Below are 25372 nucleotides of genomic sequence, written 5' to 3'. Positions count from 1 at the left end.
TGAGTCTTTTTAGTAAGTTAGACATACCTCTTCTTCCTATACTTTTTTCAATAATCAATTATAGGTTTTATAGAACATTTATATACCCTAGATAATCATTATAATATAGGTGAAAGGTTGTCCCTAGATTTCAACAGGGAGCCTGAATTTCCTCCCTACAACGTTTATCCTCCGCGGTGGAATTTTGATAACGAGAAGGCATGGCAACTTTACAGAAGGGCCAAGAGGGAACAATGGGATGAACAGGACATAGACTGGGAAAAGGTGAAGGAAATTGCCTCAGGACTGGACAGAAAGCAGAGATTGGCCATAGCTTACTGGTGGTCCCTACTCTCCACCTTTGACAACGCCACTCCGGTCTTTGCATATGCACTGGTAAAATCCCACGAGCTTCACCTGGACACCGCAATCAAGGGAGTCTTAACGACCATCACCTACGACGAGAATAGGCACAACGTGATGTGTGGGCTAGCGATAAATAGTGTATTACCAGGTTATCCCTTCAATTTCAAACCTCAAGACGACCTGGAAAGGAAGGTAAAACTCAACACATTATGGGCGTGGTATAATGGTTCCAGGTACTGGAAAGCTTACCTAGAGGCTTACAGTAAGTATACGATGGATGTTCTCTTTACCTCTTTCATGATGGGAGAGGCTGCAGCTACAACAGTGTTCTCCACCATGTCCAAGGGGTCAAAGATCGAGGAATTCGGAAAGGCTTTCAAGAACACGGCTGTGGACGAGACTAGGCATTACGCCTTTACTCACCTCGTCATGACCAGCAACGCCGCCACCATGAATGATGAAAGGAAGAAACTGGTGTCCAAGCAGGTTAGAGCTGGATTCGTATTCCTTTCCCTGATAACCTACAAGCCTCCAAAGGACTTCTGGAGACTCCCTCCTTGGTACCTCGAGGTCACGGAGAAGATGGAGGATCTAGCGAGGAACGCGGGGTTCTACATTCCGGAAATGAAGGAAAAGGAGGAAGCGTGGAGGACTGCCATAATGAGGGTGGGAGCCACGCTAGGTAGGTATGGAGTTCCGATGCCTGCTATTCCTGAGCTTGGAATAACAGGTCAAGAGATCAAGGATCTTAAGGAAGACGATTTCGTCCCAGTCTTCTAGGATCAAAAGAACGAAAATTTTTTAAATTTTCTATCAGGAACAGGTTAAAACATCGGGTGTCTTAGCTACTTGCGAATAATAATACTTGGAAACAAGGGAGGGGTAGGGAAGTCCACCATTAGTCTGCTCCTAGCAAAGAGGCTATGTGAACTTGGGAAAACAGTCCTTTTTGTAGATAGAGATCAGATAGGCTACGCCTCCTGGCTAGTGGGGATCAAGAAAAAGGGTCTAGTGGCTAGCGTGGTAGATGGGGAGGAGGGGAACTATTTTGTTCAGAGGAGATTGGGAGAAGGAAACCTTCAGATTCTCAAATTCTACGGGGATGGTCCCAGATTAAGAGGAGATGTTAGACTGATCACCTCAGACTCGAAACTGAGAAGGATATTCGACGAGAAATATCAAGAAATTCTCTCGTTGGGTCACGACTTCATTATCCTAAGATAATAAGAGCACGACTTTCCCCTCTAACGAGGAAATAAAGCTGGAGCTAACTGCCTACTCTAACTTTTTCCCCAATGCGCGCAGTTATAGGGTGTTCATCACGGATCCCTTTCAATTCAATATTGAGAACACCATCTCCTTTGCTAAGAAGCTGAATGAAGAGGAGATTCTCAGTAATTTACCAGTCAAGGTGGTAGGGCAAAGCCTAGTAATTAACATGATTCCTGTAGCGAAAATGGAGGAAATGAGAGACGCTGTAAAGGGGATAAATAACTTGTTCTTATCAGTAATTTTTATTCCCTTTCTGGATGAACTATTCTCCTTTAATGGTAGTGTAGATCAACTTCCTGAAGTTGATGGAATAAGGGAACTAGTTAACCTAATTCAGAAGACAGAAAACTCATGATTTTAGGTATGTATACTTCCCTCCCCAATTCGACAAGAACGAAATCATCCTGCACCGAAAACCTTGAGAGGTTAGTGACAGATGCTTGCCCAGTCACGGGACTCTCTTGGGTATATCCCTCGATAGCAAACTCATGAATGCAAGGATTAGTGAAATCAAGGAATACCCTAGGGTTAATACCACTGCATCTATCCCCGTTCCAGGTATTGCAGGGAAAATTTCAAGTGCTTGAACTATAAGTGAGGCGTTCGGAATAGTCCCAGCGTAAAGGAAAGGTAACTCCGTGGCTCCCCACGAGGGAAGAGCTATGGCTATGGAGTTGAACACTGGATCGTGGGTGAGTCTTGCCACGAAAACCAAGACTGCCCCAATGAGGATGGAACCTATTAGCACGGAACTGGAAACCAGGAACGCTAGACTACTCCTTCTCAGAAGTTCTCCTGCCATGAAGGCGACACTGAAGAAGGTTAATGAGGAGAATATGACTGAGCCAACTAAGCCTGGGAGATATTCAAGGTCGGTCTGCGCCCCAAATAATAAATTAGAAAGTGATACCGCGAGTAGAACCATCAGGAGATATATTCCTGCAACTAGAATGTAACCCCCTACCAACTTACTCAACCCAAACTTCAACCTTGTCATGGATTTCGTAAGAAAGAAGTCTACAGTTCCTTGTTCGTACTCCTCCGAGAGAGATCCCGAGGCAATCGAGATAGCAATGAAGTGTAATAGCAAACTTTGAGGTAGGAGAACTCCGGCCAACCAGAGTATGGGCGATATAGGAGCAATTAACTCCTCTATCCTTGGACTTCGGATCTGTGATAGAGCCACATAAACCCCTACCTCAAAGAGAACCGTTATCGTGATTAGGGAGATCACCTTCTTCCTTGCCACTGACCTCCTAAGTTCATAAGAGATTAGATCCCACATCACCTTGCCTCAGCCTCCCTAATTGCCCTCTCATAGGCCTGTTCCAGGTCCTGATCCAGGTAAAATGACTTCACCCTCACACCGCCCAGTACTAACTCCCTTAGTAGTTCCTCCCTTGCGTCTTTCTTGAGTTCCACCACGTACTTATCCCTTCTCTCCTCCACGGACTTTACGTAATCCAATCCTTTCACCAGTGACATGAACTGTTCCCTATCCTGGGTCTCGAGTATTACCCTAACTCCCAGGAAGCGTAGAACCAACTCCTCCGTGGTCCCAGAGAAAAACACCTTCCCGCGGTAAATGAAAATAACCCTGTGGGCCAGCTTCCTTACCTCCTCGAGTTCATGGGAGGTCATCACTACAGTGGTGCCAGATTTGATAAGCTCGTTGAGAACATCCCTCATCTTGAGATTAAGGATGGGATCTGTCCCGACATTGGGTTCGTCCATCACGAGCAACTCCGGATAGCCCAGAAGGGCTTCAGCTAAGGCAATTCTTTGAACCATCCCCTTGCTATACTTAGCTATCTTCCTGTCGGCGTTCTCTGTCATACCCACCAGTTCTAGAACTCTCTTGACGTCCCCTCTTTCCACTCCCTTTAGTCTAGCTGAGAGTTCCAGAAGCTCCCTTCCTGTCAGGAAAGGCGGTAAATTCGGCAATTCCTGCACATATCCTACCCTCTTAAATACATCCTTCTCCCTGAAGGGGTCCTTTCCGAGTAAGGAGATCTTTCCCCTGTCAGGATGGATTAGGGTCATAGTAATCCTTATGAGGGTAGTCTTTCCTGCACCGTTAGGGCCCAGGATGGCTGTTATGAGTCCGCTCTCAGCTGAGATCGTGACCCCATCCAAAGCCTGTTTGTTTCCGTAACGCTTGGCTACGTTCTCTGCCCTTAATGTCTCCATTGATCGGGATTCCAACCTGAGAGTATTAAGAATATGCCAAAGAGGTTACCGTGCTTTATGAAAAACCTGCTAGATGTGCCAATAGTCCCAGAACGTGAGTCACCAGTGCGGCTCCCAGCGCTAACCCAGTCATTACCGCCCCCTTTCTCCAGGGGCTCACATCGCTGAGTATACCAATGAGCGCTCCCACTATGAAAGTGGCAACACCTGTCACGGCATATGAGGTAACCAAACCAACGAGACCGCCTAAACCCAGGAGAAAGGGTAAGATCGGAATTATCGCCCCCATGATATAGGAGATCGCAGTGGTTCTCACACTCTCCCCTGTCCTGGACACCTCCTGGTCCTCCTCACGTTTCTCACCTTCTAGAAGACTCCTCAGCCTAGCCTTCCTGAGGGCATTGTTCCTTATGTCCTCCTCAGATTTCGCCGAAAGATAAGCCCCAATGCTCATGGATATCATTCCCGATACTCCTACGATGAGCCCTCCGAGTGCTACGTAAAGGGGAACCGAGAATATACCTGCAAGTCCTGACACCGAAGCTAGTACCTCGATTAGGCCATCGCTAATAGCGTAGATGGTATCCCTAACAGTGTCCACGTTCACCTGCGTCTGTATGAGCATATCTTCGTGGACCATTTCCTGCATCATGATGTCCCTGAAGCCCTGCCTTTCCGTGTCCGTAAACTCTTGCGAGGTGGAGAAGCGATAATATTTCTCAGCGTCATTCTCCTCGCCCGCCTCAACCATCTTTAGGACTAGGGCTAGACCCAGAACTTTCCTGAGTCTTCGCAAGATCCAGAGTTTCAACCTATCTAGAAACCCCAGTCCCCTCAGCTTAATCCCTCTACTCATGGCTATACTCTCCCAGAACTTAGCATGTCTTCCCTCTCCCTCAGAGAGTTCCTGTAATACCTCCCTGACCTTCTCGGACTTTTCGTCCCTGGCAAGAGCGGAGTAAAGTTCCTCACCGAACAGCTCTGCCCTATAGTTTCTGTTAACTAACTCTTCCATACACTATATCTAGAGTAACTCGTATTTAAGAATTATTCTTAACTAGATCTCGCATGTAAACCTTCTTAAAGGTCGAGGGAACGTCCATGTCGCGGGTCGAGGCAATAAGGACGCAACACCAGTCCCTGTACTCGTGGGGATTAGCGTCCTTTAGAATGAAGTACTTGAGGCGGTCTGGAGAGGCGGTGTTCTCTATCTTTCTATAGTCTGATTCCGACGACATCACAAGGTAGACGTTATCTGCCTCGATCTGTTGATCAAGAATGTACCACGTGACCTTCCTGGACTTGATTTGTTCCCAGCTTTCCTTGGGCGGAGATAACTTGAAGCCAGCTGGCGCCCTTCCTATTACCTCCTCTATTTCCATGAGTTCCACCTTATCCCTCCCGACCACAAAGAGGGCATCCCCCTTTGGGTAGTATAGGTATGTCTTCTCCGCAGAACTACCCAGAAGGATAACGAAGACCTTGTCGTCCATGTAATCTATGAAATATTCCTCTGACATTGTGAGGAGGAAGAACAGGGAAATAAAAGGCTGTCTGATTTGACTAACCTTCTCCTAAGGCCCTTAGCGGGGGTCTGAATAACTGGAGTGACGTCAACTTTACTCTTATTGCATGGGCCTAGTCATGAAGAATTCTATGGGAACCTGATGAGATAAAAATTGATTATATCATAAAAATTTTATAAATAGCTTAAGGAATACCTTTGGTGAGTTGCGTACCATTCTCCTGATGATCTGGTTGGAAGGGATGAGCGCTAGTGATACCTAGATCTCCTTCTCCTTCAGGATGTCATCTATGATTGTGGTGTACTTCCCCCCATCCTCTATCCTGATCTTAGACGGGTTCCTGTCCTTGTAAGATGGTGCATTACCAGCTATTCTCTCCTCGTATGATGGCACTAACTCGTTCTGGTAGAACAGACCGATGGGTATTCTTTCTCCCCACTCGAGGGACTTGAGCATGGCCTTAGCCATCTTCTCGCCCTCCTCCTCAGGTTTCCTAACGATGGGATCCCATCCAGGTTCAGTATCCAGCTTATACACCCTCTTGTCGTAATACTCCTTAGTATGGATATCGTTATAGGTTGGGCAAGGTTGAAGGACGTCAATCAGGGCAAGTCCCTTATGTTTAATGCCGGCCTTGATCATTTCCTTTAGGTGCTTGACGTCGTAGGCATAAGATCTGGCCACGAAGGTGTAGCCTGAGGATATGGCAAGAGCTATGGGATTGACGTTATCGTTGATGTTGGGTCTTGGAAGTGATTTAGTCTTTTCTCCCCTTCTAAGAGTAGGCGCGGCCTGCCCCTTAGTTAATCCATAGACTCCATTATCGTGAAGTATTACTAACATGTCCACATTTCTTCTTCCAGCATTCACGAAATGACCCGCTCCAATACCTAACTGATCACCGTCACCACCATTCACAATCACGGTGAGCTCCGGATTAGAGAGTTTTATTCCTATGGCGAAGGTTAAGGCTCTACCGTGGAGTGTGTGAACGCCCGAGATCGGTAGCCTGAAGAAGTGGGGAGTCTTTCCCGAGCATCCTATCCCAGAGACGACCACAACATCCTCAGGTGTCAGACCAAGTTCTGATAGCGCCTGTTGCTCAGCGTTTATGATGCCAAAGTTCCCGCATCCGGGGCACCAATCGTTCCACTCAGGAGTCCAGACCTTAGGCACCGCCATGTAACACCACCCTCTTCTCTCCCTTTAAGGCTAACTTTATCCCATCGTAAACCTCATCCCACGTCATGGGCCTCCCGTTCCACTTCAGGATGTAGTTTGTGGGCTCAATTCCAGTGGCAAGCTTCGTAATAATCCCGGTCTGACCTTCGTAATTGCCCTCGACGTCGATTATCACCTCCTTATTGGAAAGGAGCTTTTTCACGAGATTCTTGGGGAATGGATTGAACATCCTAATCTGTATGACCTGAGCCTTAATTCCCTCACTGGACAGTTGATCCACAGCGTCCAGTACTGCTCCCTTGGGTGAACCCCAAGTTATGATCGCAACCTTAGAGTCGGAGTCTCCGTAAACCTTTACCCTTTCCTCCTCTGGTATCTCCCTGTCGGCTGTCCTCAACTTAATGAGTCTCTTCTCGTACATCTTTATCCTGTTTTCCGAGTCCTCTGAGATATGTCCGAGCTCGTTATGTTCATCACCGGTGTAGAACATGTAAGCCTTACCTAGCACGGTCCTAGGTGATATTCCATCCTCAGTGAACTTAAACCTCTGAAACTCCCCGTCTGGTACCTCAACCAGTTTACCCCTTTCTGCACGCAGTTTGTCAAGTTCCAGTTCGCTAACATCGAAGATAGAGTAGGCGTTTGCAATGGCCTTCTCCACTAGGTGGATTACAGGGGTCTGATACCTCTCTGCAAGGTTGAAGGCCCACACAGCGTCCTGGAATGCCTCCACGTGATCGCTTGAGGCTATAACTATCCTGGGGAATTCGCCATGTCCCACATGCATGGCAAAGAGCAGATCTGCCTGAGAGGTCCTTGTGGGTTGACCTGTTGAGGGTCCTCCCCTTATATAGTAAGTAACGACTACCGGAACTTCGTTCATACCAGCCCATCCAATTCCCTCGGCCATGAGCGAGAAACCGGGACCTGAGGTAGCAGTGGCTGCCCTCACTCCCGTAAGGGCTGCACCTGAGGCCATGTTAATTGCTGCCAGCTCATCCTCTGACTGAACCACAACTATGGGTCTCTTCCTCTTGTCTCCGGTCTCGGGATCTATGGACATAACCTCTTGGTGAGCCTCTATGTAGACGCTCTCGTCAGACGCTGGAGTGATAGGGTAATAACTCTGGAAACTGAGCCCAGCAAATATCTTCCCCATGGCGACTGCGGTATTTCCATCAACCTGAATTCTTCTGCCCTGCCTAGGAAGTTCCTTCAACTGGAACATTGGCTTAATCCCAGACATCACCATTTCCGCTGCTATTGTGTTGATCTTAACGAAAGTCTCCTGCTTGAAGGTCTTCTTCAGCACATCCAGAAGGTAATCCTTCTTCAGTCCTGTAAGAGCATAGGAGGCAGCAATGGCTGCGGTGTTCTTCGCCCTCTCAGCGACAGACATGGGGACTCCGACTGAGTCAGCAGTCTTCTTAACTATCTCGTCGTAGTCAAGTTCAATTAACTTGACTCCCTTACTCTCTGCATACTTGAGAGCGTCTCCCACCGTGGTTCCAAGTCCCTTCGATTCAAGGAACTCCTTAACCCTCTCCTGTATCTCCGGTTCCATGCTCTGAACCCTGTCCAGCTTGGTGTCCTTAACTCCCTTGTTATATATGATGACACCCTTCACCTCTGTGAAATGCTGGAAAACGGTCTCAGCGTCAAAGGTGGCCAATATGTCCACTACGCTCGAAATACTCCTGGCCCTCTTGTCGCTAATCGTCAAGTTAAAGTAACTATGCCTACCCTTAATGTTGGAGTAATACTCCCTGTTCCCGTAAATGAAGTAACCGGCACTTGCCACGGCAGCCCCAAATATGTTCGCAGAAGTATCAACACCTGCACCTTGGGCTCCTCCAATTTCCCAACTTATCTTCATTATTCTCTCATGATAATATGCTTCAGAAGGTATTAAAGTGAATCTCCTGATGATTATAAACAGGTTCGATATGGTTTAAACTTCTGAAACCAGATAATGTATAATTCGTTCCATTTGTATCAGTTTATAGTCTAGGGTTGAAAACTCATGACACGCATTAACTAGTTTGTAGCTAGATGGTTAAAAAGGGATAATTACCCCCACGCAGTGTTTAGACCCATGAAAACGTTAGAAGTACCTGAGACCTTGGCTACCAAACTATTTGAAATCAGCGAGAGGAGCAGAAAAAGACCCTATGATGTGATAGCGGAACTGCTGTTGGATAGGATGGAGGAGGCCGAGAGATTGAGCACGTTGTTGGATCTCAGTGTAGAGTTTGAGAAATTGGGCGATGAGCTACATTCCAAGGGAGATGCGGTCGAGGCCGGAGAGGCCTACTGGAGGGCTCTTTCCTACGCTATGAGGGCTGTAGCCATGAAAATAGGGTTTGACGTCACAACATATCAGGATCACTTCTCCCTTGTGGAATATCTTTCTTACAAACTGAACAATGGATCACTTGTCGTGAGCTTCCTAAATGCCGAAAGGCTTCACGGAGAGTTTCACCCCAGACCCCAGAACCCAGAGGAGTTTGAGTTCAGGAAGAAGCATGCGAAACTCCTTCTTACTGAGCTAAGACATTTAATTAGCGAAATGCAAAAGTGAATATGCGAAGACTCGACGTAGTAGATCTTATTCAAGGGAAGGGGACATTTGTAGATGATCTTCACTTCAGGGGATATTATGGGGTCCTGGTCAGGAGCCCCTATCCCCACGCAATAATCAAGTCAGTCGACATCTCCGATGCAACCAGGAGAGGAGCTAAGGTCCTGACAGGCAGAGACATGACTGTGGGAGACACTGAGGGAGAGGAAAGGGAGGGGTCTTCCCTGGGGCAATCTCCGCTTGCCACCAGGAAAGTAAGGTATATGGGAGAGCCTGTGGCCCTAGTACTCGCAGAAAATCCGTATAAGGCACAAGACCTCGCTGAGACGGTACAGGTTGATTACGAGGAACTTCAGCCCGTGAACGATATAGATCAGGCACTGGAAGGGGAGAGCCTCGTTTTCGAGGAACTTGGTTCCAACGTTGTGGGAAATAAGGTCTTCGAGTACGGGAGTATTCCCACGGGCGGAAAGGAGGTTACACTGGATCTATACTGGTCCAGATCCTCTGGTAATCCGATTGAACCCTTTGGGGTAGTAGCTATTCCAGAGTCTTGGGGGATTAGAATACTTGCTAACATGCAGGCTCCAAACTATCTGGCAGGCGAGATCTCAAGAGCCCTCAACTTGAAGGTCGTAGCAGAACCCCTACGCCAGGGAGGTAGCTTTGGGGCTAAGTTTTCGGTCCTTAACTATGCTGTGATCATTGCCTATGCTGCTTGGAGGTTCAAGACTCCAGTTAAGTGGATCGAGACTAGGACGGAACACCTTATGGCATCAAACAGTTCAGGACCAGAGAGAAAGTTTAAGGCTAGAGCCACATTCCTCCCCGACGGGACAGTTACCGGACTTGATATCAAGATATGGGAGGACGTGGGCGCGGCGACCTCAGGTGGACAAGCCTTCAAACCCACAGGAATTCTAGCAGGTCCCTATGCGGTTAGGAACATTAGATACGAGGTTAACTTGGTTGCCACAAACAAGAATCCTCCAGGTGCCTTTAGGGGGGCTGGAACACCTCCGCACACTTGGGCCCTCGAAAGGTTGATGGACGCGGTAGCAGATGAGCTTGGACTTGGGAGGGAAGAGGTAAGGAAAAGGAATTTCATAAAGACATTTCCGTATGAAGCCCCTTACGCCTTCTACGACTCAGGCAACCCATTTCAGCTTTTGGAGTTAGCCCTGTCCAGAAACGATATCTTCTCGTTGAGGGAGAAAGGATACGGCGTTGGTCTGGCCTGCTCTACTGACCCGAGCACCCCCTCAGGACAGGAGGAAGTACATCTCTACGTAAGAAATGGAAAGGTCGTGGTAGGTATTGGTTATGGTCCAGAGGGACAGGGGAACGAACATACAGCCATGAGACTCACCTCAGAGCTCCTGGGAATCCCCCTCAACTCAGTTACCGTTGAGACCCTAGACTCGTCGAGGATAGGCTCGAGCTTTGGACCTGGAGGTAGCAGGATGGCTGTGTTCATGGCCGGGGCGATCAAGGGGGCCACGGAGGAACTGGTTAGGAAGATAAGGACTAGACTTGAGAAGGAACTGGGAAAAGAGGTCACGTATCACAATGGAGTTTTCAAGGTCAAGGGAGATGGAACTGAGATACCCATAACACAGGTGGAAGAAGAAGCCAAATACACTTTCACGTTACAGGGTAAAACTAGGTTTAACGCCTACCCCTTCGCATGTGATCTGGCAGTGGTTAAGGTGGATCGTGATACTGGAGTAGTTAAGCCCATAAAACACGTGGTATACATAGATCCAGGTACACCCATAGACGAGGATTTGGTAAGGGAGCAGGTTATAGGAGGTACATACATCGGAATATCGCTTGCCCTTTACGAGAGTTATGCCTACGATGAGGGTAAGCTTCTCACCACAAGCCTTTCAGATTACAACATGCCAACTGCGGTGGAAATTCCTGAGATAGAGATTAACATTGTTCCCACACCCTCACCCTACACACCCATGGGCGCCAAGGGAATAGGGGAGATTCCAGTAGGGGTCGCGGCAGCAGCTGTAACTTCGGCCGTGGAGAACGCCATACACAAGAGAGTAACTAGGGTTCCAGTGAGGCCAGAGGATATCCTAGATTAGCTTGCTGGCAAGGGCCTCGATAATCTCGTTCCTGAAGATCGTCTTTTTCTTGTAATCATAATAGAGAGATGCCTTAGATCTAGGACTTAGTGTATCTCCAGCAAGAACTTCGTCAGGACTTGCCTTACCCTCTAGAATCTCCACCCTGAGCTCTTCGCCGTTCCTTGTTACCTTGACCCTGTTCTCCGAAAGCTTTAGGTTCATGGCTAAGACTGAGGAGAAGAGGGTTAACCCCATGGGATAGAAGTTGAGCACAACTGGACCCTGCATTAACGCATCCACCGATTTATTCTCAATGAAGATATTCCTCTTCTTCTCCAGGTTAACGACCTTTCCATCTAGGAACGTGGCCACTATATCATCTTCTCCTTGCCTAGCTATGGCGCCCTCTAGGCTCGCATAAGACTCGTAGGGAACGAAGGTGAGCCTCATTTTACCCTCCTTTACCATAACCTTTGCGGGTACGGAGTTGTTCTCCACAAAGGTTATCACTACGTCAGTCTCGGGGGTTGCGTAATATGGGAACTGAACTCCCTCCCCAGTTTTTCCGCCCAGTCTATTAATTGCACTCTGGATAAACTTATCCCTATCGTTACTAAATGATTTATATAAATCCTCCAATCTTGAATCTAATCTTTTTATGAGAGATTTAAGAAGATCATCCTCTAAATAAAAAGAGACTAACTCGGCTAAACCCAATTCCTTTGACAGTTTGGATGCTATCTCAGCCATGGATTTTGTTGAAGGATTCTGCAGAAACGCCTTAAGCGAGATGGGTTCCATTGTGCCCTATAACACTGTGGTAATAAATATTTGAAGGTTTGATTCCGATTATGCAATACTTTCTGTATTTTCATTAGCTGGAACAGGATATTTAGATGTTCACAAATGCGTTCACGGATGTGAACACGGAGATTTCGCTGATTTATCTTTTATAGAGGAATGACGCACTTTTACTTGATGAAGCCACTATACATGGGTCTAATAGCTCTAGCCTTACTGGGCTCCGGGGTTGCAGCCTCATCGGTTGCAGGATTTGGACCAATTGCCTACATAACGTATCATATAATATCAAATCAAGGAAATGAGAATATCACCATATTACCTGCAAATATAGATCTAGGGAATTTAACACCAGGCATGAAAGGAAATGTAACAGCTAATGCCACAATAACTTTGAGCAAGGCAGATAATTATACTATCATGTTACTACACGTTGAGAAGTTAAAGAAGGACTTTTCAAGTTTCGTTGTGGAAATCACCATAGACAACCAAACCTTCAATGTGAGCGAGGATAATCCATATCACGTAATACAGCTCCAGAATGGAACCTATCAGGTGATCATAAAAATATTCTACACGGTGTCCATGAACCCCAAGGGAGATCTCAACGTTAGTAATGAACCACTATTGATCATACACCCTGGAATCGTGAAGGATAACGGAGACCATGGCCATGGAAATCATGACCATGGGGACCACGGTAATGGAAATCAGAATTCACAGGGTAGAAATGATAATCAAGATGACGACCAAAACGATAGCTAAGAAAATAATTTTTCTTGATAACTAATTTTTCCTCATTATATACGTCTCAAGAATTCTTGAGAACCAAACATAGGGTTGTCTACGTCGGGAAAACTTTAATATATTTACTGGTAAAAATACTATCAGGGACTGTCCGGGGATACGGACAGGATGATCAAAAAACAGTGGACTGTCCGGGGATACGGACAGGATGATACAATTAAATCATGTTTATCTTCACTCTCTAGATGATTGCCTCTATCGACGAATCTGGGAATCCTTCCGTTAACGATCCATTGCCCTTTGTGCTGAGCATTGCTTTGATTCAGGACGAGGAGGGATACAAGGAGGCATACGAGAATATCTCACTAAAGCTGTTTAATAAAATGAGGATCTTCAAGTATTCAGCCGATAAACCTAAGAAGGACGAGCCAAAGGGGGTTAACGTAAAGGGTTTGTTTATAGACTCGATTTCGCCCTACGTCTCTTCAATCTCGATCGTGATAGAGAAGCACGAGGACATAAAGAACCTAGTGATAGAGACTTACGGCAAGTTAATTGCAAATCACTTAAGCGAATTAATTGTGAACAATCCAGGCTCGTCGAAGATAAAAGTAGTGTATGATAGGGTCCCCCTATTTACGTCTAGTGACAAGCAATTCATCACTACAAATTTTTACAGATGGATGAAGGTCGCGAAATCTTTAAGGCCACACGTAGTTGTGGACCTATCAGGGAAGGACAGGGATATATGGATCTCGGCCGCAGATTACGTGGCAGGCATTACAAGGGATAGTGTGCTATGCGGAAAAGGACTGGTTATTCGAGAGTACTGCAATCTAGTGGAGGATTGGATAGGCTTACTAAAGCCCAAGATAAGGTCCTACACAACCGAGGAAGTGAAGGTTCTTAGGTAGTGAAGGTAAAGTTATAGTGCCAGACTAGGTAAGTCTCATTAACTACATGGACTTAACTTAACGATGAAGATTGTCCTGATGTCAAAAGCGCAACGAGACCGACTGTTCCGCCATATCAAAGACCCCACTTAAGTTCACTGGTGCGTCGAGAAATTTCCCTTAGATCCATAATAACCCACAAGATTTACATGAAAGACAGGATAACTAGATCCCAAGGACCACCATCTAACCAGTGCTTAGCTCCTCCACCGAGAACTGTACTAATTCCTTCAATCTATCTAACCTAAGATGAAAATAACTCATCGGGTCAATGTCCACAGTGACGAAACCGTCCTCTTCTCCCATCTCCGCCACAGCCTTCACGTCCACTATTTCTCCCCTCCTGTAGGGGACCACTGCAACACTTCCTCCCACGAAATTTGGAAGCTCGACTGCATTTGCGTTAACTACTGCTATCCTGTTCTCCAGGGCACGCATTCTCACATATTCCCTCCACTTATCCATTCCCTCCCTGCGAATCTTGGATGGGACTAAGAGAACTTCAACTCCCTTAGAGAACAGGGCCCTGGGAACCTCTGGGAAGTCCAGATCGTAACATATGACTATCCCTATCCTGACCCCATTCACGGTGAAGTAATATAGCGTGGTTCCGGGTAGGAGCTTCCCCTTCTCATTCCCAAAAAGATGGATTTTCTTTGCTATGCCTGCAATCTCCCCCCTGGGCGTTATTATGGGAGAAATGACTGAAACCTCGTCCTCCACTGCACCAGGAACAATGAAGGCGGTGTACTTTACAGCTAATCGCTGAAACTCGGCTAGGGGAAGGTCATCTAGAGTCTTCACCCACTTCTCAGGTAAAAGGACTACCTGCGATCCGCTCTCCAGTGCCTTCTCTGTATTACGAAGCGCTGACTCAACTGTGGTAGGCTGCACTATGGCTATTTTCAAATTACCTCTTCCTTGTCACCCTTTTTCTCCTGGATTCTCTTTAATCTTTTTATCAGCCTTTGCTCCAACGTGTCCACGGCCCTCTTTACTGCAGCCACTGGATCCCTGTCGCTGTCGTTTGCCACGAAATTACCTATCTTCGTTGAGATATTTACCGAGACCTTGTAGAGAGGCCTGCCCTGACTAGAGGCTTCCTCCTTGAAGGAAACCCTGAAGTTGTTTATATCTACGAACTTCTCAAGCTTCGATAGGTACCTCTCTAGAACGCCGTCCAACTGTGCCTTTAGCTCCTTGTTCCTGAGGCCTGAGGTGAGCTTCGCCTCTATGGGCATAGAGAGCTGGAACTTGGACTCAAGGGACTTTATGATGTCTATCCCGCTTATGACCCCTGAAAGAAAGTCACCCTCCATGACTGGAGCTCCCGAGATCTTGTTCTTCAGTAGTTTTTGAGCTACTTCCTTGAGAGGATCAACTCCAGATACCGTGATCACAGGGGAAACCATGATTTCCTTCAGGGGGCTAGCCATAACCCTCTCCTCTTCGCTTAGGATTGAGGCTCTCTTCCTTTCACTAAGTGGAGTGTAGAGGGCGTTAACTATGTCCCTTGTGGTAACTATTCCCACGAGCTTCTTGTCCTGGACAATTGGAATCCTTGAGATGTTGTCTCTAACCATAATCCATCTAGCCTTGGCAACTGAGTCCTCTGGGGAAAGGGTAACAGGCGGGGAACTCATGAACTCCCTTGCCCTCCCGGTCTCCAATTGACCTGAGTTTAGAAGGTAGGAAAGAACCTGTTCCCTTGTGATGATCCCCAGAAGGTTTCTGGAGTCATCAGTAACGGGGATGGCCCTGGCCTTGGTCGTATAAAACTTGACTATCACCTTATTGAAGTCGTCATTCTTAGACAGGGAGATAACGGGGGAAGCTACATTTATGATCCTTGTCTCCAGGTTCACCCTTCTCCTGATGAGTTCCTTGAAGGAGAGAATACCCACAAGCTTCTTGTTGTTAACAACTGGGACAACCCACTGGTTAGCTTCCTTCATTTTGTTGAGCACATCCCTAAGTTTATCATTGGAATTAGCAACTAGGGATGGGCTCACCATGAGCTCTGAGGCACTCATAATGTCACGTGTAATCTTTTATTGATCTGATTATAAAAGCTACTTAGGATGCACAGAACTGTTTTCGTGTGGGATGATGCTTACCTGGATTACTCCTTTCCAGGGGATCATCCCTTTAAGTCGTTTAGGGAGAGCAGAGCTAAGAAGTACATGGAGGAGAGGGGTTTCTTTCATCACATGGATATGAGGAGGCCGGATCCGGATGACGAGAGTGTTCTCTTGAATGTTCACTCTCGGGATTACGTGGACTTCGTGAAGACGAAGAGTCAGGAGGGGGAGGGGTTACTGGATTATGGGGATACGCCGGCCTTCAAGGGTGTCTTCGAGAGCGCACTGAGAAGGGTAATGGGTAGCGTTACGGGGATTAGGTTGCTGGCACAGGGCTACGACCACGCGGTGAACTTGGGAGGGGGTTTACATCACGCGCAATGGGGATCAGCATCTGGATTCTGCGTGTTCAATGATGTTGCCATTGCAGCGAAGGAGGGAGAGAAGTTCTTCAGAAGGATCGCAATTGTTGATGTGGACGGACATCACGGCGACGGAACTCAAGCGTTACTTTACGACGACCCCAATGTTCTGAAGATATCCCTGCATATGTATCATAGGGGGTTTTTCCCCGGTACGGGGGAGATAAACGAAATTGGAACGGGTAGGGGAAAGGGGTATACGGTTAACGTTCCTCTGCCACCTGGAACTGCAGATGATGCCTATATTTACGCCTTTGATAACGTGGTTATACCCCTTCTGGATAGGTTTCAGCCAGAGGCCATAATCATCCAGGAGGGAGGAGACTCCCATTTCGACGATCCACTCGTGGAGCTTAAGTTGAGCACCAGGGGTTACCTAGCATTAATCAAGAGGATCCATGATCTAGCCCACAGGGGCACTGGAAAGATCCTGTTACTGGGGGGAGGAGGTTATAACTACGATGCGACTGCGAGAGTGTGGACGGTTTCCGTAGCTGAGTTACTCGGACTTGATGATCAGGAGGTTGAGTCTCTTCATGACTGCTGTCTTACCTCATCTAGTGCCTACATAATGGAGAGAGTTAAGCAGGTTGTGGAAGAAGTGAAAAAAGTTCACGGAATTTAGTTACTTAACAAGGATGAGGGAGGAAGCCTTTCTCGCCTTCTCCCTTGCCTCGTTCACGTCATTTCCGTTTGCTAGTACCACTCCCATTCTCCTCTTGTCATAGGTTGAAGGTTTGCCAAAGAATCTAACCTGAACACCGGGAATAGAGAGGGCCTTCTCCACGTTCAGGTAGGATGGAGCCCAAGTCTCATATTGGGCGAGGATCACATGGGAGGCTGCTGGCGTTAATACCCTCACCTGAGGTATAGGTAAACCCAATGCTGCCCTAACGTGAATCTGAAACTCACTGATGTCTTGACTGGCCAGGGTGACAAGGCCTGTATCATGTGGCCTCGGCGATACCTCACTGAAAAGTACTCTGTTCCCTGAGACAATTATCTCCACCCCAAATATCCCGAGACCGCCCAGCTCGTTCACCACTCTAGTGGCATATTCCCTTGATCTCGCAATAACCTCTTGGCTCACCGTGGATGGTTGCCATGACTCGACGTAATAGTAGCTGGGCCTTTGATGCTCTATGGGTTCAAGGGTCTTGGTCTCTATGGATCCGTTATTCATGTGACGATAGGTGAGAACGGTGAGCTCGGTGTCCACCTTGACGTACTCTTCAACTATTACAGTTCTGCTCTTACCTCTAGCATGGGACACCGATTCCCTGAAGCCCTTCTCCACCTCATCCTCGGATTTCACCAGAACGTGACCATGACCGCTGGAGCTCATCTCGGGTTTCAGGAGGCACGGAAATCCAACCTCTTTACACGCCCTTCTCGCCTCCTCCTCGTCACTTGCGAAGGCGTACCTAGTTGTGGGCACGCCTACCTTTTCCGCAGCCAGCTTCCTTAACTGCATCCTGTTCATACATGTCTTCACAGCGTTTGCGTTGGGTATCACCCTGACTCCCTGATCCTCAAGGTCAAGCAATGCGTCAGTGTCAATGGCCTCTATCTCCGCTATCACCGCGTCTGGGTTCTCTCTCTTGATTATTGCCCTAATTGCGCCACCATCGAGCATGTCCACAACGTATTTCCTATGTGCAACATGCATGGCTGGTGCCATATCATATCTATCCACAGCTACAGTCTCTATTCCCATCCTCTGTGCCTCTATGACCATCTCCTTACCCAGTTCACCGCTACCAAGAAGGAGAATCTTCTTTCCGTTTCCCACCAATGGGGTTCCGAATTCCATGTGGGCTATTACTTGGTCAACATAAAAATGTTTCGGCTTTAACTTCAGGAATTTACTTAATCATGTAAAAGAGAGTTGAGCCATCCCAGGAGGGGCCTTTGATCCATAACAAAATTGGTGAAGTATCTCCATCTCGGCGGTACCTTACAATTGGAGGAAAAGGGAGTTACCAGTGCGCCTAAGGGAAACCTCTTGGAGTACTCGAGGAGTTGTCCATAGTTGTAAAACGATACCTTAGCCTCCACTGGAATCCTGTTTTCCACCAGCAGGTCTGGGGTATTGTGATATCTTTCTCTCGTAAGCTTGAATAGGGACTCAAAGGTCTTTACATGCCTCTCAACCTTGAAGTGGGAAGATAATGTTCTATACACAAACTCCTCGAAAACGTAGCCCATTACCCTATTCAGGGATAGAATCCTTGCCTTTCCTGGATAGGCAAGTGCAGGGAGGAGGTTGACCTCTATACCCGTGAACTGTGAGAGTCTTTTAATCTGCTCCACCAGGGAGGCCTCCTCTCTCGATAGGTGAAAGACAGGATTCTCAAGGTTTGTGTTACCGGAGACTACGGAAACTAGGGGGCCCTCAACAAAGACTAGTACCTGACCATTCTCGTCTGGATAGAGTTCCCCCTTAACAAGCGAGTATCTGAAAACCTGCACATGATAAATCCTTTCCCCGGTTTAAAGTGTTTCACCTTCTCCCGTTCTGCGGAATTTTCTCCAGATCTTGATCCTCTTTAACGAAGCCTTTGGATCCCTGAGGCTAACCCCTAGCTGCTCCCTCTGTTCATCCTCGCAACCAACACAATCATATAGTACCCATCCTCCCTGAAATTCCCACGAATTGTAGTACTCTATGGCCCTCCATCCCCTCCTCGTGATCATGGCCCTCAACTCATGTAAGTCCATGACCGGAAAGGCCACATATTCTCTTAGCTTAAGGTAACCGATTCCCATCCTTTCCAGATTCTTTGGATGTATTAGTATGGTGACCTGAGAGTGAATGGGATCTATGTCGGACATCTTCACAATCTCTACCACGTTGTCCTGGGACACATAAACCGCCACGTTCTCGACATCCTGAAATAGGTCCCTCAGGTAATCCCAATCAGGAAGCTTTGACCCTAGGAGCCATGATATCATGAACCGTTTTAACCCTTTTACCCAATAAAGTTAAACAGTGATGACGTGACGGTTTACTGAACGATGAAGAACGTTTCCCATACCTGACCTTCACGTTTACCCCAGCTTCACTGCAGCTAGCAAAAATGCGAAGGATAGAAAGGAAACGCTAAGGTTGTCATCTAGGATAGGCAGTACTTCCACCGCGGTGGCGATGACTGCGGAAAGGAGCCCTGGTACCGACAGAAGTAGATATCCTAGGGGTGCCGTCAGGATAAGCATTCCCACCGATCCCCAAAATCCCTTAAACCTCCTTCCATACACGTAGTTTCTCACTATCCCAGTAACCCCATCCCCGAAGGACATGAAGATTAGGGGTAACAACGCCACATACAGGTACTTGTTACCCAACTCCCAGAAGGTGGGCTCGAGAATCCACATTACCAGGAGAATAGTGCCGAAGGAGAAGGAGAAGAAGATCTCGCCCATATTATCAGACTCTTGGAACCACGACATGGGTTGCCTTAATCTCCTGATCAGTAGATAACCCATCATGAGATAAGAGGCAACTATCACAACAAGGGGAGATGAGAGCAGGAAGGGAGATGTTACAGCAACTACTCCCCCTCCTGCCATATGTATGAACTTTCTTGCCACATACGTGTTTGTTTTCTTAGCAACAATCTTCGAAAGTTTCAGCGTCACCAGCGCTACCCAAACCACATAAATGATTCCTATTATTGCGTCCTTGAATGTTAAGAGCATCCGACACTAAAGTAGCATTGGAGATTAAAAGATTTGGCTACTTCCATGAGCCTTTTGCAAATTGTTAAGTTTACCTAAATTTTTCTTTTGATTCTTTCTAATCTTAGGTCCTCTCCCGTCCCTTGAGGAAACCAGCTAACCATTTTTCCAACAGAGGAGCTGAGAAGAGTCACATCCAGCCCTCATACTCAAGCCCGACCTCAACCACACATTGACCTATGGAGAAAATTAAACTCGAGTACCCTCATCATTACTGTGGGACAAGGTATACTGATATGTTACTTCCTTGTAGAAACAAATACACTTCCCTTGATTTTGTGGTCGAAAACGTGTACCTAGCCATATCTGAGAACGACTTGCCTGACACCTCAAGTTTCTTGATTAGCGGGAATATCCTGGGGATGACAAACCCAGGTCCAGATAGGATTACTCTAACAGCCTCGGAAGTACGAGTAATCGGTATATTTCTGGAAATTAGAAATAAGTTATTGTAATTATTGTAAAATTTAAATTTTTTAAACTTTTCGTCTATTTGAATTAAAAGCTGAGTAATGGAGTTATGGTAAGAAAAGCTGAGCCTTAGTAATTTACTTAAGGGAGATTGTTGGATGTGGGAGCGATGGACCCATACACGAAAAGATAACTTGGGGAAAGTCAACAGAGTTGTAGGGATCTACCTTGTCATATTTCGTGAGGCTCCCTCCCTACGGTGAAATCTGTGACCCCAGTGAACCTATCTAGAAAATACTCCTGAACCTTCTCCCCTGTTTCGATGAACTTGATGACAAGCTTGGCCAGTCCAGGCCCTACCTCAGCACCGTACCCGTCTAAACCGCCTGCGTAAAGAATTTTGTCCGTTATGGGACCGTAAGCTGGTCTCATGTCTGGCGTCCCCTCACAGAACTCTCCTGCTGTGTAAAGGGGATGAAGCGACCCAAGTCTCTCCCTTGCCCTGTCCAAGACTTCATTCTCATCCACGGGAATCCTTCTCCCAGGGGGAGACTCTATGGCCCTTCCGTCCCCCACAATGGCTATTCCTGTTCCAAGACCCAGGAGAGGTCTAGAGTAAAACCCTTTCTCATAGTCATATACGAAGTGATTTCCCAATTCCTTGACCCCGCTGGCCACAAGGGTCGCCCAACAGTAATAGCTCTTCGTTTTCACCCTCAAGAGACATGGGTTCCACGGTCCCGCAACTACTAGATACTTATCGGCATGAATCTCCTTCCCATCCAAATAGACTTTCTCCTTAAGTAGGTCAATCTTAGCCTTTCCCCTCACAAACGGAACTGAGGATATTAGCCTTGAGACGTAAACAAGCCTATCTCCGCCCCTCGCAACTATACCATTAGCTTTGAGCCAGCTCACGTGTTCCTCCCTTATCTCTACGCCTACTCTTTCCCAGGAATTCAGGATTTGACTCTCAACCTTACCAAGGGTTATTGAGACGAATTCCTTCATCGGGACTGAAAACTCTCTGTAGAAATCCAGGCTCATCCTTGCAAGCTCAATGTCCCTATCCTTAAGAAGTAGAGAATGTATTAGGCTAGGGAAGACTCTCCGTTCTCCTGACTCTATCACCTTGACCTCGTGACCTTTTCTCCTCAATAGGTGATAGAGTGAGCTTCCCAGAATACCTCTTCCAACTACTACGATCTTCAACGAGTTTTTGAAACCCTTGGGAGATATAAGATTATGGAAGTCTTTGAGGGCTTCATGCTTGAGCACAGGGATGTTATCTGGTCAGTTAAAGGATGCTACCATCCCGACGGTTACGCTGTTGCAACGCCCAGGTACTTTCAAGGAAGGAAAGTGAAAACATTGAGGGAGGGAATGGAAATAGTGAGGACTTACTTTCCGAGTTATTTACAACACGTAAGCGAAATAGGATTCGAAGTCCCTCTAGTGCCATTGAGGGAGAGCAAGGTCCTGAACCCCTTTACTAGGAGAGTGGATGACGAGTTATTGCGGGAGTTCTTGGCCTTCTTTCGGGATACTGGAGTCACTGGTAGTTACCTCTACTTAGGGGAGGGGAAAGACTTTGACCTGTTGAGCACCAATCTGGAGAACTACCAAGTTCTAGCTGAGCTTAGAAGGAGGAGGGTTACAACATCCTTGGACGAACTCAATCCCATGGAGGTAGAGGGACTTAACCCTCAGGACTTCGTCAACCTAAAGCTACATAGGGTACTGGAAGGGAAATTCAAGGGGCGTCCTTACACCTTCAAAATAGTGGAATGTGAGGATTTTGGTGAAGTGACACACACAGAGAGATTTGATAACGTGCTTAGGGTAGAGAAGGCCTTAAAGCCGTTTTCCCTTCCTGCGAAATACCTGGCTTCAGAGGGAATAGTTCTGACTAGCTTTAGAACCAGGTTCACTGAAATACCAGAGGGTACAGTTCTCAAGGTGAGGGGGTTCCTCCTCCATAGAAGGGGTTTCCTAGACCTGGACCTTGACCTTGCGGAGGAGGTGAAAATACTAGAGTTTGGGAAAGGGAGTGCAACCTAGACACCATGAATCCGAAGGTGAAACCGTTTGTGATGATTGTGAGTATTTCCATACCCACTTGGTCTGGAACATATTTGCCTCCCAGACCCAGTTGACTTTGAAGCAACATGAGGTTCCTTATCCTGCTATATTCCCTTCCTAAATAATAGGTGAGGGGGATGATGTTCAGAAAGGGTACTTGATTAATCACCGAAAACACCAACAACACTAGGAACATCTTCAATTGGTTATCCCGTGGAGGGGTCAGAATCCTCAGATTCTGGTATCCATAAAGGTAGACAGGAGAGTTCACAGGGTGCGACTCCACGTAAGTCCTAAACTTCTCCAAAGCGGAGGAGTAGATAGAGCTCGCCTCCATCACTGTTACGTATGTTTCATACACCATTGCAATACCTGATATAAAATAAATGGCCAAGAATAGGCCCACCAGTGACGAGATCTTGCCTAGCGTGAAGCCACCGAGTAAGGAAAATGGAATGCTTAACAACGCCAATAGTCCTGATACCGAGTGTATCATTCCAAGCAATATTACGGCTATCTTGTTCATAATCCTTTTATGGAGTTGATGGGTATTTAACTTGATTCCAATGACCCATGCACACGAAAGCCATAGGGAAATGGCTCCAAAGAAACTCGGCTTCTATGTAATCACCGTAAGTACCTCCAGGTATCAGAAAATGTCTAGAAAGGAACCAGTTGTGGACGAGTCTGGAGACAAAATCAAGGAACTTATTATCTCCAATGGACACGAGTTGAAAGGTTACGCGCTAGTACCAGATGAGAAGGTGAGGATATTGAAGGCAGTAATAGATGCCGTTCTGACCGAGGGAGTAGACGTGATAGTCTCCACTGGGGGCACTGGATATACCCCCTCTGACGTGACAGTTGAAAGTGTCAGGGGAATTTTAGACAGGGAAGTTGAGGGTTTTGGAGACGTGTTCAGGGCTTTGAGCCTCTCGGATCCAAAGGTGGGTCCAGCATCTTACCTAACGAAGGCTAGCGCTGGGATCCTCCGCGGGAAAATAATATACATGCTTCCAGGTTCTCCAGATGCGGTGAAACTAGGCATGGAAAAGCTAATTCTCCCTGAGGCACCTCACTTAACGTTCCTGGCTAGATCTAGCCAGTGATTAATCACTGAAGGTTTTCTTTATTTCTTCCATTAGAATAGATTTTATCTCATCATCGTTCAAAGCATTCTCTTGAACTAGCTTAACGTAAATCTTTATGGCTGTTGCCGGATCCTTCCCTGTAACAAAGTTCCTCAAAAGACCCTTGATGAAATCCACCCTCATGCTATCATCTAAACCTTCGTACCATGTTAGGTCCTCAAGAATCGCTTTGTTCTTATCAAGAAGGCCCGAGATTTCCTCCACGAGTTTGTCGACATCCTCCGCTTTCACATCTCCAAGCTCATCAACATAACTTGGTATACCAAGCTTCTTAGAGGCTAATGGACATAGGGTTACCTGAGAGGAGACAGGAGACTTGATGGAAGGCTCTCCATTCAACATCTCAAGGAAGGCAAAACTACATCTTTCGTCTCCGTTCACATTCCCCTTATACATACACGTTTTGTGAACCTTTTTTCCGAGGATTCTGGATTTAATCTCGTTGGGTAAAACATCGAAGAGGAAGTAGACGTCTGTCACGCTCTTAGGCTTGGATGAAAGAAGGTATAGGCGCTCTTCAGGGGTTAATACGTAGAGCTCCTCAACCCCCTCTGGAAGGTTCAATTCCTTCCCTCTTACTAGTTCATCTAGAGAAATATTAAGCGTGAGCAACCCAAGCTTAACCCCTTTTCCATAAAAGAAACCTATCACCTTGATGGCACTTTCCATTAAATCCCTTGAGATTGGCGTTATGACTATAGACTTCCTGCTTGGTAACGAGAGCGATAAATCGAGCGATACGTTTCTAAATGTGGCTTTTTCCCTCAATTTCGGGACTATGTTTAACGAGACTGGACAGACATCGTCGCATTTACCACAAAGGTGACAGTTAGCGTACTCCTTACTCATCCCAGACACGAAAAAGCCTAGGGGAGAGTAATCCTTATCCCCTCTCTGAGCAACGTGGGGGCAAACACTAACGCACTTCCCACAAAGTATGCAACCTGAGAAAAGGTCCTGGGAATTCTCATCAGAGAACGGATCAAGGGTCAAGGAGGATAGATCAAGTGGTTTATTGGAAAGTGCCACAAACTTGGTAACGTCCTTTCTGATGAATAGGATAAGTTCCTCCACGTCGGGGAAAATGGAATAATCCAGGTCCATCGTCTTGACGCTCCCAAAGTACCTGAACCTATAACTACCCATGGAGAACGAGTAGGGCCTGCTGGGAGACATGTCTTCTAGTCTGTCTCTTAAAAGTTCTTGTCTAGCTAACGGAAAGGCAACTTGAAGGGTGGCTGAATTCCCCTTCTTCGTCACTGTAATATCACGAAATGGTGGTATCCCTGTGCTAAACCAATACTTCACCCTGTTGATCACGAAGTCAAAGCTCCTTTCTAATTTCATATATGAAAGAGGCCTCGGATCCTTTCTGATAATGACTGCCGATATTATTCCGCCCCTGAACGGACCACGATATTCCTCGCCATTCATGACTGCCTCAACCTCAACCCTTCTCCTTATGGGACCAAATTCATTGAAGCCAAACCCAGCGTCCTCAAAATGGACTGACCCACCCACCGATGCTTCCTCTAACCCAAAGACCTCAATGTTATACTTTAGGAGATCGGACCAGGGGGTTCCAGGTAACACCCTCACCCTGTCTCCCAGATCCTCAACTCCCCTCTGATCTATTAGGTCCAGTATTATGTCCCCCTGTTCCCCTCTAAAGTACTCATATCTGGGCGTTCCCCCGCTTAATAGATCCTGAACTCCCGTAACCCTTATTACCTTCTTGGGTTGGGCACCCCTCTTGGTCCGAGACAGCGCTGAGTAAATAACACCTGGCACGAATTCAACTTATTACCT

Annotated in this window: 27 protein-coding genes; 10 read left to right on the top strand and 17 right to left on the bottom strand. The window is 46.9% G+C overall.

Annotation, left to right across the window (positions count from 1 at the left end; translation table 11 throughout):
* Nucleotides 1-117 precede the first annotated feature (117 nt).
* From ACI49J_RS09060 to ACI49J_RS09050, 3 genes are all read left to right on the top strand, one after another.
* A complete protein-coding gene (locus ACI49J_RS09060; RefSeq protein WP_240255383.1) occupies nucleotides 118-1125 on the top strand; it encodes an aminobenzoate oxygenase in 1008 nt (335 codons plus the stop codon).
* A 69-nt stretch (nucleotides 1126-1194) separates the two neighbouring features.
* Nucleotides 1195-1569 carry an AAA family ATPase gene (locus ACI49J_RS09055; RefSeq protein WP_342811250.1) on the top strand — a complete coding sequence of 125 codons (375 nt, stop codon included), beginning with the start codon at nucleotides 1195-1197 and terminating at the stop codon, nucleotides 1567-1569.
* Between the two features lie 88 nt (nucleotides 1570-1657).
* On the top strand, nucleotides 1658-1972 hold the full coding sequence (locus ACI49J_RS09050) for a hypothetical protein (RefSeq protein ID WP_342811251.1): 315 nt from the start codon (nucleotides 1658-1660) through the stop codon (nucleotides 1970-1972).
* Nucleotides 1973-2065: 93 nt separating this feature from the next.
* On the opposite strand, the gene ACI49J_RS09045 is transcribed toward ACI49J_RS09050, so the two are convergent.
* From ACI49J_RS09045 to ACI49J_RS09020, 6 genes are all read right to left on the bottom strand, one after another.
* Nucleotides 2066-2902 (bottom strand): ABC transporter permease, encoded by an 837-nt coding sequence (locus tag ACI49J_RS09045; protein WP_240255514.1) that lies wholly within the window; start codon nucleotides 2900-2902, stop codon nucleotides 2066-2068.
* Entirely contained in the window at nucleotides 2902-3807 is a 906-nt protein-coding gene (locus ACI49J_RS09040; protein WP_240255387.1) for an ABC transporter ATP-binding protein, read from the bottom strand. The genes ACI49J_RS09045 and ACI49J_RS09040 overlap by 1 nt, the downstream gene beginning before the upstream one ends.
* Nucleotides 3808-3862: 55 nt before the next feature.
* Entirely contained in the window at nucleotides 3863-4822 is a 960-nt protein-coding gene (locus ACI49J_RS09035; protein WP_240255389.1) for a VIT1/CCC1 family protein, read from the bottom strand.
* 25 nt (nucleotides 4823-4847) lie between these two features.
* Nucleotides 4848-5327: a hypothetical protein gene (locus tag ACI49J_RS09030; protein ID WP_240255392.1), complete on the bottom strand. Its 480-nt coding sequence runs from the start codon at nucleotides 5325-5327 to the stop codon at nucleotides 4848-4850.
* A gap of 264 nt (nucleotides 5328-5591) precedes the next feature.
* Nucleotides 5592-6515 (bottom strand): 2-oxoacid:ferredoxin oxidoreductase subunit beta, encoded by a 924-nt coding sequence (locus ACI49J_RS09025; protein WP_012020487.1) that lies wholly within the window; start codon nucleotides 6513-6515, stop codon nucleotides 5592-5594.
* On the bottom strand, nucleotides 6502-8391 hold the full coding sequence (locus tag ACI49J_RS09020) for a 2-oxoacid:ferredoxin oxidoreductase subunit alpha (RefSeq protein WP_240255394.1): 1890 nt from the start codon (nucleotides 8389-8391) through the stop codon (nucleotides 6502-6504). The genes ACI49J_RS09025 and ACI49J_RS09020 overlap by 14 nt, the downstream gene beginning before the upstream one ends.
* Nucleotides 8392-8610: 219 nt before the next feature.
* Here ACI49J_RS09020 and ACI49J_RS09015 point away from each other — a divergent pair, with 219 nt between their 5' ends.
* Complete coding sequence (locus tag ACI49J_RS09015) at nucleotides 8611-9096, top strand: PaREP1 family protein (protein ID WP_240255396.1); 486 nt, start codon at nucleotides 8611-8613, stop codon at nucleotides 9094-9096.
* 2 nt (nucleotides 9097-9098) lie between these two features.
* On the top strand, nucleotides 9099-11195 hold the full coding sequence (locus ACI49J_RS09010; protein WP_240255398.1) for a xanthine dehydrogenase family protein molybdopterin-binding subunit: 2097 nt from the start codon (nucleotides 9099-9101) through the stop codon (nucleotides 11193-11195).
* Here ACI49J_RS09010 and ACI49J_RS09005 read toward each other — a convergent pair.
* Complete coding sequence (locus ACI49J_RS09005) at nucleotides 11187-11978, bottom strand: hypothetical protein (protein ID WP_240255400.1); 792 nt, start codon at nucleotides 11976-11978, stop codon at nucleotides 11187-11189. The two genes, ACI49J_RS09010 and ACI49J_RS09005, sit on opposite strands and share 9 nt — an antisense overlap.
* Before the next feature lie 177 nt (nucleotides 11979-12155).
* On the opposite strand from ACI49J_RS09005, the gene ACI49J_RS09000 reads away from it, so the two are divergent.
* Both ACI49J_RS09000 and ACI49J_RS08995 read left to right on the top strand, forming a co-directional pair.
* Nucleotides 12156-12743 carry a hypothetical protein gene (locus ACI49J_RS09000; RefSeq protein WP_240255402.1) on the top strand — a complete coding sequence of 196 codons (588 nt, stop codon included), beginning with the start codon at nucleotides 12156-12158 and terminating at the stop codon, nucleotides 12741-12743.
* 227 nt (nucleotides 12744-12970) lie between these two features.
* The gene (locus ACI49J_RS08995) at nucleotides 12971-13639 is read left to right on the top strand and encodes a hypothetical protein (protein WP_240255404.1); all 669 of its coding nucleotides are present in this window, start codon (nucleotides 12971-12973) and stop codon (nucleotides 13637-13639) included.
* Between the two features lie 225 nt (nucleotides 13640-13864).
* Here ACI49J_RS08995 and ACI49J_RS08990 read toward each other — a convergent pair whose 3' ends face one another.
* The gene (locus ACI49J_RS08990; RefSeq protein ID WP_240255406.1) at nucleotides 13865-14587 is read right to left on the bottom strand and encodes a carbon-nitrogen hydrolase family protein; all 723 of its coding nucleotides are present in this window, start codon (nucleotides 14585-14587) and stop codon (nucleotides 13865-13867) included.
* Nucleotides 14584-15711 (bottom strand): CBS domain-containing protein, encoded by a 1128-nt coding sequence (locus tag ACI49J_RS08985; protein WP_240255408.1) that lies wholly within the window; start codon nucleotides 15709-15711, stop codon nucleotides 14584-14586. The genes ACI49J_RS08990 and ACI49J_RS08985 overlap by 4 nt, the downstream gene beginning before the upstream one ends.
* Before the next feature lie 48 nt (nucleotides 15712-15759).
* Between ACI49J_RS08985 and ACI49J_RS08980 the strand changes: the two genes are divergently transcribed.
* Nucleotides 15760-16806 (top strand): acetoin utilization protein AcuC, encoded by a 1047-nt coding sequence (locus ACI49J_RS08980; protein ID WP_240255410.1) that lies wholly within the window; start codon nucleotides 15760-15762, stop codon nucleotides 16804-16806.
* Here the strand turns inward: ACI49J_RS08980 and purT are convergent, their stop codons facing one another.
* From purT to ACI49J_RS08950, 6 genes are all read right to left on the bottom strand, one after another.
* On the bottom strand, nucleotides 16807-17994 hold the full coding sequence (purT, locus tag ACI49J_RS08975) for a formate-dependent phosphoribosylglycinamide formyltransferase (protein WP_240255412.1): 1188 nt from the start codon (nucleotides 17992-17994) through the stop codon (nucleotides 16807-16809).
* Nucleotides 17995-18050: 56 nt separating this feature from the next.
* Complete coding sequence (locus ACI49J_RS08970) at nucleotides 18051-18653, bottom strand: hypothetical protein (RefSeq protein ID WP_240255414.1); 603 nt, start codon at nucleotides 18651-18653, stop codon at nucleotides 18051-18053.
* A 21-nt stretch (nucleotides 18654-18674) separates the two neighbouring features.
* Nucleotides 18675-19136: a hypothetical protein gene (locus tag ACI49J_RS08965; protein ID WP_240255416.1), complete on the bottom strand. Its 462-nt coding sequence runs from the start codon at nucleotides 19134-19136 to the stop codon at nucleotides 18675-18677.
* 96 nt (nucleotides 19137-19232) lie between these two features.
* Nucleotides 19233-19880: a phosphatidate cytidylyltransferase gene (locus ACI49J_RS08960; RefSeq protein ID WP_240255418.1), complete on the bottom strand. Its 648-nt coding sequence runs from the start codon at nucleotides 19878-19880 to the stop codon at nucleotides 19233-19235.
* 250 nt (nucleotides 19881-20130) lie between these two features.
* Complete coding sequence (locus ACI49J_RS08955; RefSeq protein ID WP_404809779.1) at nucleotides 20131-20538, bottom strand: STK_08120 family protein; 408 nt, start codon at nucleotides 20536-20538, stop codon at nucleotides 20131-20133.
* A gap of 23 nt (nucleotides 20539-20561) precedes the next feature.
* Nucleotides 20562-21542, bottom strand: coding sequence for an FAD-binding oxidoreductase (locus tag ACI49J_RS08950; RefSeq protein ID WP_240255422.1), 981 nt, complete (start codon nucleotides 21540-21542; stop codon nucleotides 20562-20564).
* Nucleotides 21543-21575: 33 nt separating this feature from the next.
* On the opposite strand from ACI49J_RS08950, the gene ACI49J_RS08945 reads away from it, so the two are divergent.
* Nucleotides 21576-22391, top strand: coding sequence for a hypothetical protein (locus ACI49J_RS08945; protein ID WP_240255424.1), 816 nt, complete (start codon nucleotides 21576-21578; stop codon nucleotides 22389-22391).
* Here ACI49J_RS08945 and ACI49J_RS08940 read toward each other — a convergent pair.
* Nucleotides 22285-22938 (bottom strand): hypothetical protein, encoded by a 654-nt coding sequence (locus tag ACI49J_RS08940; RefSeq protein WP_240255427.1) that lies wholly within the window; start codon nucleotides 22936-22938, stop codon nucleotides 22285-22287. The genes ACI49J_RS08945 and ACI49J_RS08940 overlap by 107 nt on opposite strands.
* 40 nt (nucleotides 22939-22978) lie before the next feature.
* Between ACI49J_RS08940 and ACI49J_RS08935 the strand changes: the two genes are divergently transcribed.
* Nucleotides 22979-23521: a molybdenum cofactor biosynthesis protein B gene (locus ACI49J_RS08935; RefSeq protein ID WP_240255429.1), complete on the top strand. Its 543-nt coding sequence runs from the start codon at nucleotides 22979-22981 to the stop codon at nucleotides 23519-23521.
* On the opposite strand, the gene ACI49J_RS08930 is transcribed toward ACI49J_RS08935, so the two are convergent.
* Nucleotides 23522-25354 (bottom strand): 4Fe-4S dicluster domain-containing protein, encoded by a 1833-nt coding sequence (locus ACI49J_RS08930; RefSeq protein ID WP_240255431.1) that lies wholly within the window; start codon nucleotides 25352-25354, stop codon nucleotides 23522-23524. It lies immediately after the preceding gene.
* Nucleotides 25355-25372: the final 18 nt, after the last annotated feature.

Source organism: Metallosphaera sp. D4-4 (assembly GCF_046245145.1).
GTDB classification, from domain to species: domain Archaea; phylum Thermoproteota; class Thermoprotei_A; order Sulfolobales; family Sulfolobaceae; genus Metallosphaera; species Metallosphaera sedula.
This window is presented reverse-complemented; position numbering and strand designations above follow the sequence as displayed.

What these genes read in the sequence shown, in the direction of transcription:
- ACI49J_RS09045 (WP_240255514.1), bottom strand. Translation starts at nt 2,902, where the DNA reads ATGTGGGATCTAATCTCTTATGAACTTAGGAGGTCAGTGGCAAGGAAG.
- ACI49J_RS09040 (WP_240255387.1), bottom strand. Translation starts at nt 3,807, where the DNA reads ATGGAGACATTAAGGGCAGAGAACGTAGCCAAGCGTTACGGAAACAAA.
- ACI49J_RS09035 (WP_240255389.1), bottom strand. Translation starts at nt 4,822, where the DNA reads ATGGAAGAGTTAGTTAACAGAAACTATAGGGCAGAGCTGTTCGGTGAG.
- ACI49J_RS09030 (WP_240255392.1), bottom strand. Translation starts at nt 5,327, where the DNA reads ATGTCAGAGGAATATTTCATAGATTACATGGACGACAAGGTCTTCGTT.
- ACI49J_RS09025 (WP_012020487.1), bottom strand. Translation starts at nt 6,515, where the DNA reads ATGGCGGTGCCTAAGGTCTGGACTCCTGAGTGGAACGATTGGTGCCCC.
- ACI49J_RS09020 (WP_240255394.1), bottom strand. Translation starts at nt 8,391, where the DNA reads ATGAAGATAAGTTGGGAAATTGGAGGAGCCCAAGGTGCAGGTGTTGAT.
- ACI49J_RS09015 (WP_240255396.1), top strand. Translation starts at nt 8,611, where the DNA reads ATGAAAACGTTAGAAGTACCTGAGACCTTGGCTACCAAACTATTTGAA.
- ACI49J_RS09010 (WP_240255398.1), top strand. Translation starts at nt 9,099, where the DNA reads ATGCGAAGACTCGACGTAGTAGATCTTATTCAAGGGAAGGGGACATTT.
- ACI49J_RS09005 (WP_240255400.1), bottom strand. Translation starts at nt 11,978, where the DNA reads ATGGAACCCATCTCGCTTAAGGCGTTTCTGCAGAATCCTTCAACAAAA.
- ACI49J_RS09000 (WP_240255402.1), top strand. Translation starts at nt 12,156, where the DNA reads ATGAAGCCACTATACATGGGTCTAATAGCTCTAGCCTTACTGGGCTCC.
- ACI49J_RS08995 (WP_240255404.1), top strand. Translation starts at nt 12,971, where the DNA reads ATGATTGCCTCTATCGACGAATCTGGGAATCCTTCCGTTAACGATCCA.
- ACI49J_RS08985 (WP_240255408.1), bottom strand. Translation starts at nt 15,711, where the DNA reads ATGAGTGCCTCAGAGCTCATGGTGAGCCCATCCCTAGTTGCTAATTCC.
- ACI49J_RS08980 (WP_240255410.1), top strand. Translation starts at nt 15,760, where the DNA reads ATGCACAGAACTGTTTTCGTGTGGGATGATGCTTACCTGGATTACTCC.
- purT (WP_240255412.1), bottom strand. Translation starts at nt 17,994, where the DNA reads ATGGAATTCGGAACCCCATTGGTGGGAAACGGAAAGAAGATTCTCCTT.
- ACI49J_RS08965 (WP_240255416.1), bottom strand. Translation starts at nt 19,136, where the DNA reads ATGATATCATGGCTCCTAGGGTCAAAGCTTCCTGATTGGGATTACCTG.
- ACI49J_RS08960 (WP_240255418.1), bottom strand. Translation starts at nt 19,880, where the DNA reads ATGCTCTTAACATTCAAGGACGCAATAATAGGAATCATTTATGTGGTT.
- ACI49J_RS08945 (WP_240255424.1), top strand. Translation starts at nt 21,576, where the DNA reads ATGGAAGTCTTTGAGGGCTTCATGCTTGAGCACAGGGATGTTATCTGG.
- ACI49J_RS08940 (WP_240255427.1), bottom strand. Translation starts at nt 22,938, where the DNA reads ATGAACAAGATAGCCGTAATATTGCTTGGAATGATACACTCGGTATCA.
- ACI49J_RS08935 (WP_240255429.1), top strand. Translation starts at nt 22,979, where the DNA reads ATGACCCATGCACACGAAAGCCATAGGGAAATGGCTCCAAAGAAACTC.